A 17,466-nucleotide genomic window follows, 5' to 3' on the forward strand; every position below is an offset into this window, starting at 1 on the left:
TTAGCGCCGCAAATCACTGCTATTTCTCCCAAACAGGCCACCATTACAGGTGGCTTACATCATTACAGACCGCGTTTTTTGCGAATGCGGATAGACTTGCGGCGGCGAGTGTTAGCTATCGACGTATGCGCCTTAAGGCGAGCTTTTTTCAGCGCCTGCTTTTGTAAGGACGTCATGCGACGCGGGCGCGGGCGTTTGCGGATGATAGTAACCTTGCCATCACGAACGACTTTTTTGCTGACAGCTTCGAGCATTGCGGCATTGCCACCAGCAACGGTGTAAATCGCAATGGCTTCTTCCATCATTTCGCTATCGCTTTCTGACAGTGCGTCAAATACGCGTTCTGCTGCCGCGTCATCTTCGTCATCGATCATCTCGGTGACGTCGTCCTGATCAGCGCCCAGGGCCACAGCCGCGTTAGCCAACGCCGCGAGTGCGTCGTTATATGCGTCAACCTGTTCGTCGGTCAGTTCTGTGTCTTCGTCAATGTCGGCCAGGCCAGCCATTGTGATTGCCAGCGCATCAAATGAATCCGCTTCAGGGTCGCCATCTTCTACCCAGCTCGCCAGCATTGAAGCTGCCAGACTGCGGATGTCACTTTGTGCACGGGATTCCACCGCTTCCATCATTGCGGCTTCGATATCCGCGCCATCGGTTCCATTCTTGGCACTTTCCAGGATGGCGTTATCGCCACTTTCAAAACAACCAGAATCTTTGGCGCTTTCCAGTATGGCTGTATCTGCGTTATCGGCTGTTTTGCCTGCAAATAGCGCGCGCATGAATGGATCAACAACAGAATAGTTTTTCATTAGGAAACCTCATTCATCCCCGCGTTTCAGCGGGGAAGATAAATCAACGCATCAGGATTGGTTTGCCGAGGATTCGACGGGCAGTGCCTGTTGGGCACACGGACCATTCCACTTCCCACAAGTCGATGTCTTTTTGAGTTACCTTGACCACATAAGGGTCAGAACCTTGAGATTCATCGCGTGGTGTAACCAGCGCACCAGCCGCATAAAAACGGTCCAGAAGATCTGTCAGTGCGTTAGTCAGACTTTCCTGCGTAACGCCATCAGGTTCATGCTTGATTGCCTGAGCAACTTCATAGAAATTGCGGGCAATTGCATTCATCAGTGATGAAACGTGCTGGAATCGCAGATAGTTATTTTTGCTGTATGTCGTCAGGGAGTCGTCGATGTAGACAGAACCATCCGCTGCAACGCTTACAGGGTTAATACGAGCGGTCACATACGCTTCACGATCGATTGTGCCAATTCCGGAGAGTCTGGTGATGTTCTGGCGATCAATGATTGCGCGAGACAGACCAGCCGGGGCGTAATGCCAGCCGCCTACATCAGACACAAGCGCAACGCCTTTCGCTTTTGCCACGAACGCATCACAACTGATTCCGTAAACCACATTCATACCGCTGAAAGTGTCACGGCATGAGTACGGGAAGTGATAACGTGCAGCCTGGTGGGATTTGCCGAAACCATGTGATTTAGCTTCCGCGATAGCGTTATCACCAGTCTGAGCACATTTCAGGTCGTAGAACATATCCACGCGAACGTCTTCTGCCAGCGAATTAATTTTTGCCAGCACGGATGCGTCGTAGCAGCCCATAGAAAGCAGTGCGGTATAATTAACTTCTGACGCTTCGAGAACCTCTAACGCTTTCAGATAATCATCAGCGTCAATTGAGGACAGATCGCCATCTGTACCGCCTTCAAACGCTACATCTTCGAAAGTCAGCAAGTGAGCGGAGTCTTCGGCACCATCAGCCAGTACAGCTCCAAGCCTGGAGGACTGACTTTCTAACAACGCAGGAATCCATGCTGGCTGGCCCATATCGTTCGTTGCATCCGGATCGAAAGAAACCTGGTAGCTTTCCAAAGTTTCTACAGAACCATCGGTCTGTGTCTCTTTCAGTTCCAGAGTGAACAGGTCATTTTCTTCGTCCTCACGGGTCAGTGATAACGTGCGGTTTGTCGAAGCATCACCGTCCTTTATGTAGAAAATAGCCAGTTCACTGCCGGAAATTTCAGGTGTTTCGCTTGCAGCGAAAGTTACCGGAGAAGTGGCTCCAGAAACGGCACGAACGGTCAGTGTATCGCCGATATTTACCGTTGCTTCGGTCGGAGCAATTTGCAGAGTTTTTGCTGACTTGGTGCTTTTCGACCTGGCCTGAACAGAAACGGCAATGCCCGGTACTTTCATGTCTTTTGCGCATACGCGAACCACATAACCGGTGCCGCCTTTTACTGCGCGTTCAACGTGGCGATATGGTTCAAATGCGGCCCCGGTGCGCGGGTGAAGAGGTGAACCTAACACGCTCTGATAGTTGGCTGCTGTAACCTGCAAAACCTTGCCTGGTGCTCCTCTGCGGGAAATCACCAGCCCGGCAAAGACGGAAGCACCGCCAGATGTGTTGGACAGAATAGCATCGGCATTTACGTCCGCTACCGCAACGCCCGCCGCCTGACCAACAGAAAAACCAATTTTATTCATGCTGCTCTTTTCCTCTTTATCGAGCGGATGAGAGAAGCCTCCCCATTTGCATGGGGAGGCTTTTATCAGGCTTCGCCGACCGTGAAGCTGTCACCTACCGTCACTTCTTTGGTTGACGGATCAACGCTGACAGAGTTGACACTTACTGCGGCTTCATTAACCGTTACAGTGCATGTTGCGGTTTTATTTCCATCTGTAGTTTTGATGGTTAGTACCGCAGTACCAGCAGATACTGCGGTGCATGTGGTTCCATCAACACTCACAATTTCCGGATGATCGGATTCGACAGTGAAAGTTTTATCTGTCGCATTTGGTGGGGTAATAGTTACCTGAATATCAGCCATTTTTTCCTCCATATAGCCCCCTATTCAGGGGCTTGTCTTACTTCTTTTTGGGTGTTTTTCGTGTCTTTGAAGTGCTTGCGGCGATAGTTTCACCTTCGTTTACTTCAATTGCCGTTGGTGAAACTGACACGTTCGCCACTGCTACTTTTTTTCGTTGATTTGCCCGCTCAACATGTCAATCGCACCTTCTTTCGAACGTGTCAGGCGAAGGCGAGTGAAATAGTTCTCACCGTTGCGCGGATGCACATCGTTGATTGCTGTACCCCAAAGAGTGGTGCGGTTTACCAGGGCTGGATTTGTTTCGTGGACATACGGAATAGCAGGCACAGCATCACCAGCGACCAGGCCAGCTTTACCAATGCCTTCGCCACGACCATAGAAGTAGATGTCGTCCAGGCCAAAGTCGTAGCCATGTTCCTGGAATTGTTTGCAGATAGGCTTCGGCACTTCGTAGATACGAATGGAACCAAACAGGGTGCCGATGTATTGAATGTACGGCGACTGTACATAGCCCGGTGCCAACTGGAAGTGCTGCGGCGGTAAGGAACGCAGGAAGTTAGCAGCATCGCCACCAGCAAAGCCACCACGGATACCGGTAGTCAGGGTGCGGTCAGCCATGTCCTGTGACAGCGCGTTCACTACATGGCGAATTAAACCAACCCACGATTCGTAGTTCTGCGCTTCTGGCAGTGCCACATCAAATTCACGACCGTAAACTGTGTGGAATACCAGAGTGCGCAGGCGCATCATATCGATTTCGTGGGAAATCCAGTTGCGCATTGCGGAGAATTGCAATGCTGCCAGTTCGAGTCCGTGTTCACGGCTCAGGTCAGATGCTGTCATAACCGTATGTTCGGATGCGATCACGTACTGCGACGGGCGCAGGGCGTAATTGCGCATGGACTGGTTAATGACTGGTATCAGGCTCGGATTGCGTTCAATGTTGATTTCAACCTGAACAGCGATTTCTGTGCCTTCTGCTGGTGCTTCATTAAAGGTGATATCGATAACGCCGGTATCGTATTTAACTTTTGCTGTAGCAGAGAAAGAGTTGCCGTTGACGTCTTTGTCGTTGAAATACAGGTTGCCGTCACCATCATCTACTTTGGACGGTTTGCGGTTAATAAGCAGTTTGTTGTAGCCCTGGCGCAGCGGGCAGGCCTGGCCTTCGAAGTTCTGGATATCAAACTGGAAGGTGGTTTTGCTGCCATCGCCTTTTTCGGTCAGGATGTACAGGCGTTTCATCTGCGAATACACGCCAGCAGACTGCATGTTCAGTTCATCGCCCTGCTCGAATGTACCGAATTTTGTACCAGCAACGTTGGTCAGCTCGTAAATATTGGTTTCATCACGATCACAAGGGATAAACGTACATGCGTCGCTGGTGGCTGCGCCGAGAGAAGCAGGCAGGATCAGTGCGGCATATTGTGCAACCTTCATTACACCATCGGAGGTGCGCATGTCCTTGGCTACTGATTCAAACATGGCTTTGCCAGCGCCTTCATGCGTCTCTTTAGCGGACTCCATCATCAGGCGCTCAAGTGCTACATGGGCGTTGGCTAATACATCGCTTGCCGGATAATGCCCATGCTGGCGTTTGTATTCATGAATAGACATGGCCCAGCTACCAATGATCTGGCGAGCTGCTTCTGGTCCAACGCCTTCAAACATTGGCTCTTTCTGGATAGCTTTTTCCAGGTTAGCCATCATCACTTCGTTGTCGGTAATCATGTTACCGGCAGCATCAGTGGTTGGATCGACGGTCATAGCCATGACGCTTGCCGCCCGATTCATAATCTCGCGCTCGCGCTTACGAGCTGGCTCAATGTTCTTGTTCACGGTTAAACCCTAAATTCGGGCGCGGCGTGAAGATTCTTTTGACGAGGTGACAATACTCACTTTGTTATTTAGTCAATAGCATTAGAAAAATAATTTTCTTTAACAAAATCGTCATGGTGTGTTTTAATCTTAATTTTCTAACACATAACATTAGAACAAATGGCGTACAAGATCTTCGTTTCATACAAAAATGGTGCTAAAAGCCATTCTCTGAACACAAGCAGCAGATGCCTTGTAGAAGCTCAACTGTCATCAATTCTTACCGAAAGAGATATTCTTTCCCTGGCTGAACGAGTCGTGATTCTGCATTCAGGAAAGGCTATTCTTGATGTTCCCGCGCTTACCCCGCCTTCTGACGTTTTGGCATCTGTTAAGTGGCCTCAAATGGGCACACCTGTAAGAGTGGAAGATCCTGTAACCACCACTCTTTATATGCCGAAGTCAGTAAGGGATTGGCTTGCTGCGGTTGGTAATGGGAAGGTCAGCGCGGGGCTTCGGAAGTTAGTGGAAATGGCTGATATTCCGGAGCTGAAAAATGCATGGAGACAGTGAGTAGAGGAAACATGAGTCACGCGAACCCATCGAAAACACAATATCGTTTAATGCTGGCTATCGCGTCAGCTATACCAACCAGCCTGAATCCACCCGCTGGCTATCCCGCTATTGTTGATGATTGTTTTCAGTATTACGGTGAAGACATCCTGAGTCAGTCTAAGGCACTCAAACAGTTATGCAAGGCAGGCATTCTTCACTGCATAGGCGATCCAGATGATTTTGTAGTCATGCTGGCAGATCGTGACTCTTTTCTGCTGTCCTGGAAAGCTGGGGCGCGCGAAGCGCGTTTGGGTAATGGTATTGGCTACATCGACTATAGCGATTGTCCGCTGGCATTTGCTGGTGGATATATGCATTGGCATGAGCGAAATAGAGGCCGTCAGCGCCAGTATCGCTTGAGTGACTTTAACGTCTGTCACGGTTTCGAAGAAGCTGACAGCCAGGACATCTGGCTTCAGGAGCCTTGATCCCCCTTCCCTTCCCAAATCTCCCTGTTTCTTTGGTTATTCAGTGCGTTTCTTTGGTTGCATTCATCGATAGTGCTGAATAACTGTTCAGTGTATGCCGGATACTTGTTTAACAGCACAGGCGTGTCCTCTGGCACTATGCAAGGGGTATAATCAATCAGATTTGCCTGCGGTTTGCTGGTGGCTTCTACGGTAATTTTCACTGGCACGCTGATTGATTTCTTTTGCCCGTTCCCGCTGCATCCTGATAACGTCATCAGGCACACGCACATCATTAACCCCAGCATTGCGTAAAGCAGTTTCAAGACGAGTAATTTCATTCTGGCTTTCCTCCCGTTGTTTGATCAGGCTGGTATTCAGTTCTGCTGTTTTGCGCTGGTACTCCTTCTCCAGTGTTTTAATTCTTTCGTTTTCAGCCATCATGGCAGATCGCGATTTTTCACTTAACTGCAATGCGGTAGAAAGCGTGTTGTTCTCGCTTTCAAGTTGTGATTTTGAGTCTTCCAGGGAACGGATATACCTGATGTGATCGATAACTGCCGCCGTAGTACGGTAAATTCCATAAATGGCTAAAAGCGCAACTACTATCAAAATTATCTTTTTCAAAACCATCCTCTTCAGATTTTTTGTTGGTGTGATATGTGTACCAATTTGTAACCATTTATGGGCTAAAATGGTGTGGTTATGGTTCCTTTTTAGTGTTGCTTTGGAGCGCATCGATCACACCTTGTGGCATGATCAAACTGATTGCCGGACTCATTACTTCATCGCCCAGTAGAGAACCGGTTAACGTAATAGCTACAGCATTCTCCAGTCCCTGTTTGGCTTTTCCGGTAGAGTCCTTAACTTGCTGTACAAGTGTTGAGAGACTACTGCTCGTGTTGTTTATTGCATTTATTTGTTCTGTTGCTGCTTCCACAGCGTCTTTTAGTGCTTTGATCTCTTCTTCTGTTAGTGCTGGTTGCTGTGTTGTTCCGGTGGAACTTCCGTTGCCTGAAGCCTCCCCGCTTGACGCCTGAACTTTTGCATTTATAGCGGTCATGGCTGAAGTGATTGGCACCAGTTCAAATGCTGCCAACGCGTCAATAAGCGATTGCGGATGCAGGGTATCTCCCATAACTGTTACGAGAGCAAATTCTGGCGCAGGAGATAACTCATTACCTTTGACGTAACATTCCCAGCCAATTTTCATCTGAAGTAATTCAGTTGGCGAAGTATACGGAGACAGCGAGTCGGCTAAATTGGTTGCTTCTGCACTGACAGTTTTCAGTTGTTCTGAAAAGACAGAAAGCTGATTGACCCATGAAACCACCGACGCCGGGTATGCATTATCCTTCAGGATAAGAGCCTGGATATTCTCTTCCAGAGAACTGGCATTGGATGACGCTGTTTTACTTAGCGTGATAGATGCAGGCGTAGTTGTGCCTGATGCATTTAGAATTTTGAATGCATTAACTTCAGCGATTGAATCAAGCATTATGACACCTGAAAAATTGCCTCACCATTGGCGATGACTGAGCCACAAGAAAGGGGATCTCCCACACAAACAACTCCTTTCCCGCCTATTGCAAACCATGAGCGCGTCGATACGGCTGATCCGGGGTGCGCGCTATTTCCGTCTGTATGGCTGGGGAACGCTCCCCCATCTACAACCACTGGCTTTCCATTTACGGTAAACCAGGAAACTGTTTCTGCTACAGGTCGCGGAGGGAATCCTCCATGACCAGAACAAACTGTGTCACTGGTCGCTATTGCACTCATCTAACACCTCCTTTTTCTTAAATCTTCTCCACTTTGTGATTTTCACTCTTCAGATTTCTTACTTCTCACATTTGTCTCTGATTTGTCTCAAACGGGTATCGTGGGTACATCATGTGTCATCTAAGTCTCTTTTGCGTCTCTCTTACGTCTCTAGTTTGATGCTTTTTACGCTATCTAACTTCTGGTCTTATTTTGTTTTCTCATATAAAATTCAATTCTTTCTCAAATGTGTCTCAGAAGTGGAGCAATATGATGCGCATTTTTATCGACGATGGTTCTACCAATATCAAAATGCTGTGGGAACAAGACGGGGAAACTCGAACCCATATCTGTCCGAACAGTTTTAAACGTGGATGGTCCGCCACATTTGGCGCAGGAAAGCCGTTTAACTACATCATTGATGACGAAAAATATTCATATGACTTGATCTCGCCGGATGTGCTGCCGACGAATAACGTTGAATGGCAATACAGCCCGCTTAATGTGCTTGCTGTTCATCATGCCCTGCTTACAAGTGGCATTGAGCCTCAAGAAGTGGAAATAGTTGTCACGTTGCCACTGGCAGAGTTTTATGACGACGACGCACAATACAACATGAAAAATATTGAGCGGAAAAAGGCCAGCCTGATGCGACCAGTCACCCTTAACAAAGGTCAGGTTTTTACTATCAAAAAAGTGACTGTGCGCCCGGAGTCAATACCCGCAGGGATCGGTCTGTGCGACAGCCTTGTGCCAGCGCATTCTGTGCTTATTGTTGATCTTGGTGGGACTACTCTGGATGTGTCGATGGTCGCCGGGCAAATGACCGCCGTTTCTCGCGTATTTGGCGATTCTAATCTCGGCGTTTCGCTGGTAACTAAAGAGGTCAGACAGGCACTTGCAAAAGCGAATACCGAAACCTCTAATTATAATGTCGATCAATTAATCATTAATCGTGATGATGAGGATTATTTGACCGACAATATTAACGATCCGTCTGCTATTGATGATGTTAAGAAAGCCATTTCGTCAAGCATAGAACGACTCCGTACACGCGTACTGGATGTGATCAGTGATTTCAAAGGATACACGCATGTTATGGTCATTGGTGGCGGCGCGCCGCTTGTTGCTGATGCTATCCGTGAGCAGGTAAACATTCGTGACGATAGGTTTTTCGTTGCTGATGATCCACAACTTGCTCTTGTCTATGGTCTAAAATCTATCGGTTGATGAGGTTGCCATGTCTCAGGAACGTCGAAAAGTATTGTTTTATCTTCGTCCTGGTCTTAACGCCAGTGAGCAATATGCTGATGCAAAACTTGAGGGCCATCCATTAAGAGATCGCAATGATATGGCGCGCACAGCGATGCTTGCAGGTATCGCTCTTGGCGAGGTTGATAGCAGATTACCTCCCATGTTGGCATCGCTTTTATCCGGTGATAATAGCCCTGAAGTGATCAGAAAAATGCTGGTTTCATTTCTTGAAATTTCGCCTGAAGTTCGGGAAAACCCTGAAGGAAACCCCTCAGCCTCAGCGGATGTTAAAAAACCTGGCGTTTCGAAAAGCCGCTCTGCACAGAATTTGGCAAACTCACTCCCTGATTAACAAATCTACATCTTCAAAGGCTGCAATTTGCAGCCTTTTTTATACTGTCATGGTTCTAATTTGGTGCTCTTTTAGTACCAAAACGGTGTTGTTGTGGTGCTGTTTTGTGTCTGGTTCCACTTTGAGGCTGATTTCGTGTTAAACAGGATGCAACAGAGGGCAAATTTCGAGTGTTTAGTGTTATACTTTTGCAAAGCATAGTGACTCCACTATAGAGCCAAAACCGCATCAATAAGGCTTCTGTTTGGAGCTATTTTGATACCAAAATAACACCGAGGGACGGATATGATTATATTGGTAGCCAGCCAAAAAGGTGGCTGTGGCAAATCAACCACCAGCGTAAACATTTGTGCGGAGCTTGCCCGCGCAAATAAGGACGTAGTTCTACTTGATGCAGATAAGCAAGGAACATCTGCCCGTTGGGCATCGGACCGTAATGCGGCAGAGGTTTCTCCAGTAATTCATTGCGTCCAGAAGTTTGGGAATATTCGTGAAACACTTCTTGATCTGGACAAGCGTTATGAATTTGTGGTTGTTGATACCGCTGGTCGTGATAGCAAAGAGATGCGCACCGGTATTACTGCGGCGGATGTTTTGCTTGTTCCATTCAGGCCATCTCAGCCAGATTTAGACACGCTGGCGCATTTTGTTGAAGTCTTTGAAGAGGCTTTGGATCTGATGCCTAATCCTAGCATTAAGGCGTGCGCAGTTTTAACAATGGCCCCATCCAATCCGGTTGTGAATGAAGCCAATGAGGCCAAAGAGTACCTGGCTGAATATCCGCAACTGAAGTTGCTGAAAACCATCATTCGCGATCGCAAGGTTTACCGCGATTGTATGGCTGAAGGGAAGGGCGTTGTTGAGATGGACAACGGGAAAGCTAAAGGTGAAATCCAGATGTTGGTTAAGGAGTTATTAAGTGATTAAGCCTCGTAAATCGGTAAAAGCCCCCGAAGTAAAAGACCTCGATCTTGAACGCCGAATTGAGGCTTTTGCCAGCAAAGCTGATTTGGTGCCGGGTGAGCAACCAGAAGACAACAAAGTGCTCGATAAGGACGCCCCACGTGATTTTAAATCCATTCGTGTTGGCTTCAATGAATACGAGTACCAGGTACTTGATGCGTTAAGCAAAAAGCATAATCGCAGCAAATTGAATATGATCCGCCATGCTATCCTCATGCTTGCAGAGTCTGAGGATACAAAATGACGCCGGAATGACACCGTTTTGGGTCCATGTGTTATTTTGAGGCTACTTTGATTCCTTTTTAGTACCAGAATGGTGTTGTTAGTGTACCGTAACGGTGCTTGTTTGATGTTATAAAAGCCCCATATGGGGCTTTTCTTAATTAAGTGTGGCTATAATGTCGTTAGCTATCATTCGCGTTGATGCTTTACAGGATACAGAGCGACGGGATGGCATAGGATACACCTTGAAGCCATTGCCAACGTAAAGTTCGCGAATGTTAGGCGCACCACTGTTTGTTATCACAATTTTCGCTCCGCGTCTGTGGGCATCCACCAGCAGTGACACCAGCCGTTGTTGATCTTCAAACCTAAAGCTATGCCCTGAGTAATTTGTAAATCCGGTAGTGTCGGGCAATGGTTCATAGGGGGGATCGCAGAAAATCACATCATCATTCCCGGCAGCCTCAATTACACCAGCAAAATCGCCGGACACAAATTCCGAATACTTTGAAATATCGTCAGCCAGGAACGCCTCCATTTCCGCGAGAGGGAAGTGGGGTGATTTCTGCTTTCCATATCCGACGTTGAACTCTCCTTTACGGTTATAGCGAGTGACGCCATTAAAACAATGACGATTGAGATACAGGAACGCCGCTGCATGGTGAAGGGAATCATAAGCACCATTGTTGAATGCATTGCGAACATTCAAAAATGCATCAGCAGAGTTGTAATCCTGAAAAAAACGATATGCCAGTGTGATAAGAGAATGCCCTTCACGCTGCAATGTCTGATAGAAGTTAATCAGGTCATTATTGATATCGTTCAGCAGGTTGCTTTTAAATCCGGCATTAGTGAAAACAGCGCCACCTCCAACGAAAGGTTCTATCAACCGTTTTCCGTGGGGCAGGTGTTCGAAGATAATGGGCAGTGCAGAAAATTTGCCGCCGACCCACTTAAAGACTGGGCGATCAAATTCGTCCTCCGAGCGAATACGTCGCATATGGCTGATAGTGGCTTCCGCCGCAGGACGATGATTGTCGCTATAAGAAATAAATTTAGCACCAATATCAGCCACGGATTCCCTCCTTATTTGCTTCAAATACAGCTCTTGCAAAACCGTAAGGTGTCGCGCTACGAAAATTCGCTCTTTCAGGCCCTGGCGGTGCCTTGTGTATTCGGTTATCTGGATCACCTAACGACTTGTCGATTCGCGGAGTTGGCATGATGAATCCTTGTCCGCTCCACAGGCATGTTTTTTTGGTGTAATTGTCTTCCTTGCAATATGCAGTGAAGTGATAAGGATGGAATATGTGATCAGGTTTACGCCAGAATGTCGATATTTGGCTGACCGGGTTTTCAATCATGTACGGGCAACCAATCATCTTTGCAATGTCGTAACACTGCCAGACAACCTGCATTGCTTTGAACTGGAAAACCGGATCTTTTTTTGCTTTATCTGCGAACCAGCGTGCGCCAGATACAGCCAGGTCAGTACATGGAGGGAAACCGGCTAAAAATACAACTCTGTGCAAATTTTTCCGAAGGAAATTGTAGACCTCATCACTGTCAATAATTGCGCTGATACGTGTGAGTACAGCACCTGACTCCATCAATTGGCTGCCGGACTCCTGGTGTTGCGGATCGACAATGACTGCATCAATGCCGTGTTCCAGCCAGGGGGAAACCATATTCCCTGTATAATCACAAAGACTCACCGCCAGCGGTCGGTTATTAATGCTCTGCTTCACCGCCAATGGCCTCCACCAGCGAGCTAAACATCGCGGATAATTCGCTTGTGAACAGAATGAAGTCAGCATCAAATCGCTGGGCAACATCTTCACGGTCGATGTCATCGTTCTGGTCATAGAGATCATCGCAAAACGTCAGTGCTTTGATGCTCATGTCATCGTTTAACCTGAAGGTCGCGCGGTCCTGCCAGTTGATTGCAACCGTTGTTGCAACTTTTCCGGCTTCAATATGAGTCATTATTTCCTCTGACTGTAGGTCTACTTTCTTGCAACGAACTGCGCCGCCGTCATCGAACAGAGATTTCAATATGGCTTCTTCGCCTGCTTTAAAGCCTTGAGGAAATGTTGACTTGAACCATTCGGTCATAGTCATTTCGAGCGGTTCTATCGGCGTGAATGGAATCACTGGCAGGCTGCCAAGTGATTTACGTAAGAGCGCCAGCATTTCTTCTGCTTTTCTGGCGCTGGAAGCTTCTACGAAGACCAGATAGTTGTCGCGATCAATAAGGATTCGCGACAATGATTTGCGAGTGAATGCGCGAGGCAACAAAGAGTGGAGAACTTCATCCTTCAGGGTGTTTTTTTCCGACTTCTTCAGCTTACGAGATTGCTCATTTTCGAGCTTTTCCACTTTTTTCTGCACTTCCTCCTTAATGACATGAGAGGGCAGGAGCTTAATTTCTCGCTGTTGCTGGAGAAGTAGAAAACCGTGGTATTCATGGATCAGGTTGTCAGCCAGAACCGGCACCCATCCGACTTTTGCCATTTCTTGTGATGCGCATGGAGTGAATGTGAATTGGCTTAAGGCATCACTAACGGTGGTTGAGTCCAGTTTTATTTCGCGGGCAAGGCGATAGACATATATGTTTTTAAAGGCGACTAATCTCATGTTTAGCAAAACTGTGTTAGAAAATAAAACTCAATTATCTAACACAGTTTTGCATTTTGCTATCCCTTCACAAAGGTGAAATTGCTCGCTGTTGCTTTTAGCGCGCCACCAGCTTTCAGGGCTATATCACCATCAGCTGCGACGGTTACATTGCTGCCTTTTACATTAACGTCTCCATCTGAGGATACATTGGTTTTGCTGCTTGATTTGACGTTAACCTCACCTCCAGCATTAAGCACTATATTCGCCGGGCCGATTATGTAAATCTGGCCGGATTCGTTCATCCCTATCCTTGATCCTGCGGCGGTGTTTGCTATTTCATAGCCACCGCCAGCCGTTCTGACCTCAAGGATATTGTTTCGGTGAATAACAAAATCTTCAGTCGCCGAAAACTGGGGGCGGGCAGGAGCACCATCAACTTCTTCTGGCGACCATCCGTTTCCTTGTCCGGAGGCTTCCGGAGGCACATTTGGTACGCCTCCTGGGGCATCCTGCGCCGCGCCAACGATTAAAGGTCGGCGCGTGTCTATCCTGCCTTTAGCATCCAGATAAGGAAATTCGACCCAGACTAAATCGCCGCTGACTGTAGGTGTAAAGGCGTTACCGATAGGCATTTGATACTCTGCCCATGGGAGGTCTTCATCCGGTACACCGTTCCAGTCAGGCAGTATGCGGACCTGCGCTCGCATAAGTCCGGCAGGGTGTTTGGTCCCTACGATTTGCGCTCTGCGTTTCACTGGTTGGGTACTCCTAATATCATTCGTGTTGTATAGCCGATCCGGTCCTCAAAATGGGCTACGTTTTTCACCAACAGCTTACGAGGCAACGATTCGTCCAGCTTATTTTCCTGGTCGTAACGATACACGAGGATCTCAATAACCATTCCCGGCGTGATGTCGGGATTACCCGCGACCTCAATATCCATTTTGGGTACGAGCGACAATTGCATATTGCGCAGAGTTTCCATATCCGGATCGGATATATAGCGTATTGGAAGTGAGCTATCGCCATATTCGACATAGCCTTCAGTCATTGAATAGCCGGTAAATCGATACTGAGTATTTGCCGTAACGGCATACTCTTGCTGTATAAGCCTCATTTTTGAAATCGTGTATTCCGCCCTGGGGTTGTTCCCTTCATAGGTGAATGATGGTTTGGCTTTCATAAGGTCAGCTAATGTATAAAAGTTAAACTGACCACGGCAGGCCCAGCATAAAGCGCCTTTATCGCGGGCCATTTCAGATAGCATTTTGGAGGGTTTTTCCCCGGCGGAAAGATGGTACGTACAGCTTCGTTTCAATGCGCTGGAGGCGATTTTCAGTGTACCGGTATACGTCTTGAAAATGGTATCAGGCGTTTTATTTGTATGCAGGTTAGCCCGTATGGCGGGGATCTTAAATATCCGAACGTCTTCACTGACTGCAATGACCGTGATGACATCACCAGCCAGCACCGCAGATGTTACGAAAAAAGTTGTTTTAAACGTGCCTGAATTGCCTTGTGGATCTCCCATCTCTGCAACCAGTGCTGCGCCGTATTTTGTTTTCCAGTCATCAATTATGGTGCCGGTAATGTCGTGAATTTCCAGTTTCAGCAATGGTGCACGCAGGTTTGCCTTTTCCACATATACGGAAGTGAATATCCACTCCCTGGGTACTTTGTTTCCGTTGATGGTAACGGACTGTAGAAAGTATTGCTGTAGCTCCTGGGACATGGCTTACCCCATTCTCAGAGAGGTTTCAGTAATAATTCGTTTCGCGTCCAGCTCCCAGGCGGTGATCACGTCTGCTATAACACTAATTGCCGTTTGTGCAGCATAAATACGCTCTTCCCCAATTGGGGCTGAAACATCAGTAAAACTGATGTCTTTAGCATCCTGAATCGCGCAAATTAGCGGGACGGGTACTCGTACCAGCGGGGTTGTTGCTTCAAACTGCGTTCCTGCCATCAAGCGAAGACGTGCTCCTAGCGAGTTACACATCAGACTCATGGTCGCCTTATCCGTCGCCATTAATGTAACGTCATACGTCAGATTTGCCTGGGTGTATTCCAGGGCTACTAAAGGCATACCGCTGCCAGGTTCGCAGAAGTGATCACATCTTTTGCGGTCTATCTGCTGGTCATTGTTGATATAGCTGATATCCATTGAGCGCGAGATATTAATCAGAGGGAGTGCATCGCGATTAATGTTCGGATTCTCTGGCTTTCTCCCTTGCCCGGCATTAGCACGGCGAACCGCTTTAAGGAACTCGACCGCGTTATCAAAACGGGCAACATAAACACGCTCCGCTGGTGGGCGACTCAGGAATGATGCAAAGCGCCTTTCTTCTTTTGCTGGTTCCACCAGCGTTACGTCAGAAAAAATGTCACTGATTAGCGTAGCAAAAGCGTTATCCACTCTTTCCAGACCAGTTGTCTGGAATTTTCCAGTACGCGTTGTCTGCCACTCGCCAATGCGGGACAGGAGAGTTTTGTTGGGTGTCATTCGATCACTCCGTTTTGAGTGGTATCAAAGTTCCTGGCCGGGATGCAGTAATAAAGGGAGCCGACGTGTTGTGTTCCGTAGCTGAAGATTCGATGCACGTACCACCAGCGGCGGGCGAGGCCATTCGCCATTTCTTCGTTCCATTCCAGGATTGAACCAACAGGTACGTTGTTTGCAGCAATACGCAGGATTAGCACTTCATCAGCAAGACCATCCTGTTCTCCATCGGCATCAATGGCATGAAACGAATCCCTTCCGTCCGGGTTATCCAGGACGTATACGATTTCCGGTTCCAGATAGGTAAGCTCACGCTGGTTGTTGTCAAGTTGCGTGAAAGACTCTTCACCTGTTTCATCGTTTACGACGCCATAGGTGCCATCAGCCGGGCGGTATAAAAGCGCCTCGAACGCGTCAGGGCTTGATTCAATAATGAGCATCCAATCGGCGCGGATCTGGTCGTTGAACGCTTTATGTCCGTTATATCGGGTTTTAAGCTGCTGGTTTGGTTCTCTGTTAGCGAGCGATGCCGGTAGGGGAGCGATGTCAGGTTCAATCACTTCCGTAACAGAGTCACCAGCATTATCAGGCCAATTATCATGGCTATTAGATTGGGTGGCGGCGTGCTCTTCCAGAATACTGAATGGCCCTGCACTGACATTCCCATTTTCCGTTGTGCTTCCTTCATTCGCTTCAACCGTCGTTGTCTCTTCTCTCTGCGTGCTGTCATGTTCTGTTCCCTTTCTCATCAGGCTTGCATCATCAGCAAGCCATTCATCAAAACGGCCCATAAGCGTCCTCAAAGGTCGATTTATCAGGTATCGAAAGGAAGATTTTCGGGAGATTGTGATTTTGGATGGAGGAGGGGAATTGTTACAATATGCACTTGCGCACGGTGCAACGGTGCGCTATCATTATGACATTCATTAATAATCATGGAGGATAAAATGATCGATGAGCAAAAAGATTAACATAAAGAATTTCAGGGATGAGTGGCTTGATGATTTTTTTGAATTTTCAATACCACACAAAAAGATACCTTCTGATATTCAGATTACATTGTTGCGGAAGCTGGATATTATCAATGCTGCAACTACTTGGAAGGACTTGAGATCACCACCAGGTAATCGGTATGAGGAATTGTCAGGGAAGCTAAACGGCTATTCATCAATAAGGGTGAATAAGCAATACAGGTTAATTTTTAAGTGGGTTAACGGAAAGGCCGAGGACTTGTATCTCGACCCTCACAAATACTAAAACAAATACCCGGCGGATGGACCGGGTACTGACCAGAGTCCACTTAATACGCACGCTAGTAAGGGCAAAAAATGAAACAGGCAACCAGAAAACCGACGACTGTAGGTGATATCCTGCTGTACGAATACCTGGAGCCGTTAGAGCTTAAGATCAACGAGTTAGCAGAAATACTTCATGTTCATCGTAACACCGTAAGTGCTCTTGTTAATAATAATCGTAAGCTAACGATGGATATGGCATATCGCCTGGCAAAAGCATTCGATACTTCTGTAGATTTTTGGATTAATCTTCAGACCGCAGTAGACCTGTGGGAAGTCGAAAATGATATGCGCGTTCAGGAAGAGTTAAGTCGTATCAATACTGCTGAAAAATTTATTTCTCAGCGGAACCTGAATAAAAAAGCAGCCTGATATAGTAAAACACATACAAAAAGCCCACTTAACAAGTGGGCTTTCCTTTGGAATTAATGAACATTAAACCTATCCGTACAGAACAAGATTATGAGGCCGCACTGCGTGCGGTCGAACCGATGTTCGATAACGAACCGGAAATGAACACCCCGGAAGGTGATTTCTTTGAGGTCATGTGTCTTCTCATTGAGGAGTACGAGAAAAAACATTACCCAATTGAGCCACCATCACCTATTGAGGCCATTAAATTCCGTATGGAACAGCAAGGGCTGACCGTGAAGGATCTGGAACCGGCGATTGGTAAGTCAAATCGTGTTTACGAAGTGCTAAATGGAACACGAAATTTAACGTTACCTATGATTCGTCGTTTACATTCCCAGTTTGGCATTCCTCTTGAAAGCCTGGTTGGTGTATGAGTTCGGCGGTCTGTATGACC

Annotated in this window: 21 protein-coding genes and 1 pseudogene; 9 read left to right on the plus strand and 13 right to left on the minus strand. The window is 47.3% G+C overall.

What is annotated here, in order from left to right; genetic code table 11:
- Positions 1-62: 62 nt before the first annotated feature.
- The 4 genes from ACJHYR_RS20765 to ACJHYR_RS20780 form a co-directional block, all read right to left on the minus strand.
- Positions 63-809 carry a hypothetical protein gene (locus tag ACJHYR_RS20765; RefSeq protein WP_072770526.1) on the minus strand — a complete coding sequence of 249 codons (747 nt, stop codon included), beginning with the start codon at positions 807-809 and terminating at the stop codon, positions 63-65.
- A gap of 43 nt (positions 810-852) precedes the next feature.
- Positions 853-2,508: a phage tail protein gene (locus ACJHYR_RS20770; protein WP_263899061.1), complete on the minus strand. Its 1,656-nt coding sequence runs from the start codon at positions 2,506-2,508 to the stop codon at positions 853-855.
- Between the two features lie 65 nt (positions 2,509-2,573).
- The gene (locus ACJHYR_RS20775; protein WP_175147310.1) at positions 2,574-2,852 is read right to left on the minus strand and encodes an Ig domain-containing protein; all 279 of its coding nucleotides are present in this window, start codon (positions 2,850-2,852) and stop codon (positions 2,574-2,576) included.
- Positions 2,853-2,993: 141 nt separating this feature from the next.
- Positions 2,994-4,691 carry a hypothetical protein gene (locus ACJHYR_RS20780; RefSeq protein ID WP_021551818.1) on the minus strand — a complete coding sequence of 566 codons (1,698 nt, stop codon included), beginning with the start codon at positions 4,689-4,691 and terminating at the stop codon, positions 2,994-2,996.
- A 159-nt stretch (positions 4,692-4,850) separates the two neighbouring features.
- On the opposite strand from ACJHYR_RS20780, the gene ACJHYR_RS20785 reads away from it, so the two are divergent.
- Together ACJHYR_RS20785 and ACJHYR_RS20790 are read left to right on the plus strand one after the other, a co-directional pair.
- Positions 4,851-5,243 (plus strand): hypothetical protein, encoded by a 393-nt coding sequence (locus ACJHYR_RS20785; protein ID WP_029701799.1) that lies wholly within the window; start codon positions 4,851-4,853, stop codon positions 5,241-5,243.
- 11 nt (positions 5,244-5,254) lie between these two features.
- A complete protein-coding gene (locus tag ACJHYR_RS20790; protein WP_024214619.1) occupies positions 5,255-5,713 on the plus strand; it encodes a hypothetical protein in 459 nt (152 codons plus the stop codon).
- A gap of 153 nt (positions 5,714-5,866) precedes the next feature.
- Here the strand turns inward: ACJHYR_RS20790 and ACJHYR_RS20795 are convergent, their stop codons facing one another.
- Both ACJHYR_RS20795 and ACJHYR_RS20800 read right to left on the minus strand, forming a co-directional pair.
- Complete coding sequence (locus ACJHYR_RS20795; RefSeq protein ID WP_228339672.1) at positions 5,867-6,430, minus strand: hypothetical protein; 564 nt, start codon at positions 6,428-6,430, stop codon at positions 5,867-5,869.
- Positions 6,396-7,190, minus strand: coding sequence for a hypothetical protein (locus ACJHYR_RS20800; RefSeq protein WP_410233139.1), 795 nt, complete (start codon positions 7,188-7,190; stop codon positions 6,396-6,398). The genes ACJHYR_RS20795 and ACJHYR_RS20800 overlap by 35 nt, the downstream gene beginning before the upstream one ends.
- Before the next feature lie 536 nt (positions 7,191-7,726).
- Here ACJHYR_RS20800 and parM point away from each other — a divergent pair.
- The 4 genes from parM to ACJHYR_RS20820 all read left to right on the plus strand — a co-directional run bounded on the left by parM (position 7,727) and on the right by ACJHYR_RS20820 (position 10,266).
- On the plus strand, positions 7,727-8,683 hold the full coding sequence (parM, locus tag ACJHYR_RS20805) for a plasmid segregation protein ParM domain-containing protein (protein WP_016262370.1): 957 nt from the start codon (positions 7,727-7,729) through the stop codon (positions 8,681-8,683).
- A 10-nt stretch (positions 8,684-8,693) separates the two neighbouring features.
- A complete protein-coding gene (locus ACJHYR_RS20810) occupies positions 8,694-9,059 on the plus strand; it encodes a plasmid partitioning/stability family protein (RefSeq protein ID WP_016262371.1) in 366 nt (121 codons plus the stop codon).
- A 285-nt stretch (positions 9,060-9,344) separates the two neighbouring features.
- Positions 9,345-9,986, plus strand: coding sequence for an AAA family ATPase (locus ACJHYR_RS20815; protein ID WP_016262372.1), 642 nt, complete (start codon positions 9,345-9,347; stop codon positions 9,984-9,986).
- A complete protein-coding gene (locus tag ACJHYR_RS20820; RefSeq protein WP_016262373.1) occupies positions 9,979-10,266 on the plus strand; it encodes a hypothetical protein in 288 nt (95 codons plus the stop codon). Before ACJHYR_RS20815 ends, ACJHYR_RS20820 begins: the two co-directional genes overlap by 8 nt.
- A 135-nt stretch (positions 10,267-10,401) precedes the next feature.
- Here the strand turns inward: ACJHYR_RS20820 and ACJHYR_RS20825 are convergent.
- From ACJHYR_RS20825 to ACJHYR_RS20855, 7 genes and pseudogenes are all read right to left on the minus strand, one after another.
- A pseudogene (locus tag ACJHYR_RS20825) lies at positions 10,402-11,220 on the minus strand (DNA adenine methylase); the annotation flags it as partial.
- A 91-nt stretch (positions 11,221-11,311) separates the two neighbouring features.
- Complete coding sequence (locus tag ACJHYR_RS20830) at positions 11,312-11,932, minus strand: hypothetical protein (RefSeq protein WP_068981782.1); 621 nt, start codon at positions 11,930-11,932, stop codon at positions 11,312-11,314.
- 43 nt (positions 11,933-11,975) lie between these two features.
- Positions 11,976-12,881 (minus strand): recombination-associated protein RdgC, encoded by a 906-nt coding sequence (rdgC, locus tag ACJHYR_RS20835; protein WP_021551813.1) that lies wholly within the window; start codon positions 12,879-12,881, stop codon positions 11,976-11,978.
- Positions 12,882-12,940: 59 nt separating this feature from the next.
- Complete coding sequence (locus tag ACJHYR_RS20840) at positions 12,941-13,495, minus strand: baseplate protein (RefSeq protein ID WP_410233140.1); 555 nt, start codon at positions 13,493-13,495, stop codon at positions 12,941-12,943.
- Between the two features lie 119 nt (positions 13,496-13,614).
- On the minus strand, positions 13,615-14,595 hold the full coding sequence (locus ACJHYR_RS20845; protein ID WP_094545091.1) for a tail length tape measure protein: 981 nt from the start codon (positions 14,593-14,595) through the stop codon (positions 13,615-13,617).
- A gap of 3 nt (positions 14,596-14,598) precedes the next feature.
- Positions 14,599-15,366, minus strand: coding sequence for a baseplate (locus tag ACJHYR_RS20850; protein WP_094545090.1), 768 nt, complete (start codon positions 15,364-15,366; stop codon positions 14,599-14,601).
- Positions 15,363-16,154 carry a hypothetical protein gene (locus tag ACJHYR_RS20855; protein WP_016262380.1) on the minus strand — a complete coding sequence of 264 codons (792 nt, stop codon included), beginning with the start codon at positions 16,152-16,154 and terminating at the stop codon, positions 15,363-15,365. The genes ACJHYR_RS20850 and ACJHYR_RS20855 overlap by 4 nt, the downstream gene beginning before the upstream one ends.
- 163 nt (positions 16,155-16,317) lie before the next feature.
- Between ACJHYR_RS20855 and ACJHYR_RS20860 the strand changes: the two genes are divergently transcribed.
- The 3 genes from ACJHYR_RS20860 to ACJHYR_RS20870 all read left to right on the plus strand — a co-directional run bounded on the left by ACJHYR_RS20860 (position 16,318) and on the right by ACJHYR_RS20870 (position 17,446).
- Positions 16,318-16,620 carry a type II toxin-antitoxin system RelE/ParE family toxin gene (locus ACJHYR_RS20860; RefSeq protein WP_016262381.1) on the plus strand — a complete coding sequence of 101 codons (303 nt, stop codon included), beginning with the start codon at positions 16,318-16,320 and terminating at the stop codon, positions 16,618-16,620.
- Positions 16,621-16,691: 71 nt separating this feature from the next.
- The gene (locus tag ACJHYR_RS20865) at positions 16,692-17,030 is read left to right on the plus strand and encodes a HigA family addiction module antitoxin (RefSeq protein ID WP_000806445.1); all 339 of its coding nucleotides are present in this window, start codon (positions 16,692-16,694) and stop codon (positions 17,028-17,030) included.
- Between the two features lie 56 nt (positions 17,031-17,086).
- Positions 17,087-17,446, plus strand: a complete 360-nt coding sequence (locus tag ACJHYR_RS20870; RefSeq protein ID WP_021551809.1) for a type II toxin-antitoxin system HigA family antitoxin — start codon at positions 17,087-17,089, stop codon at positions 17,444-17,446.
- The last annotated feature ends 20 nt before the right edge of the window (positions 17,447-17,466 follow it).

The sequence above is a fragment of the Escherichia sp. WS1450 genome (assembly GCF_046487395.1).
GTDB lineage: Bacteria > Pseudomonadota > Gammaproteobacteria > Enterobacterales > Enterobacteriaceae > Escherichia > Escherichia coli.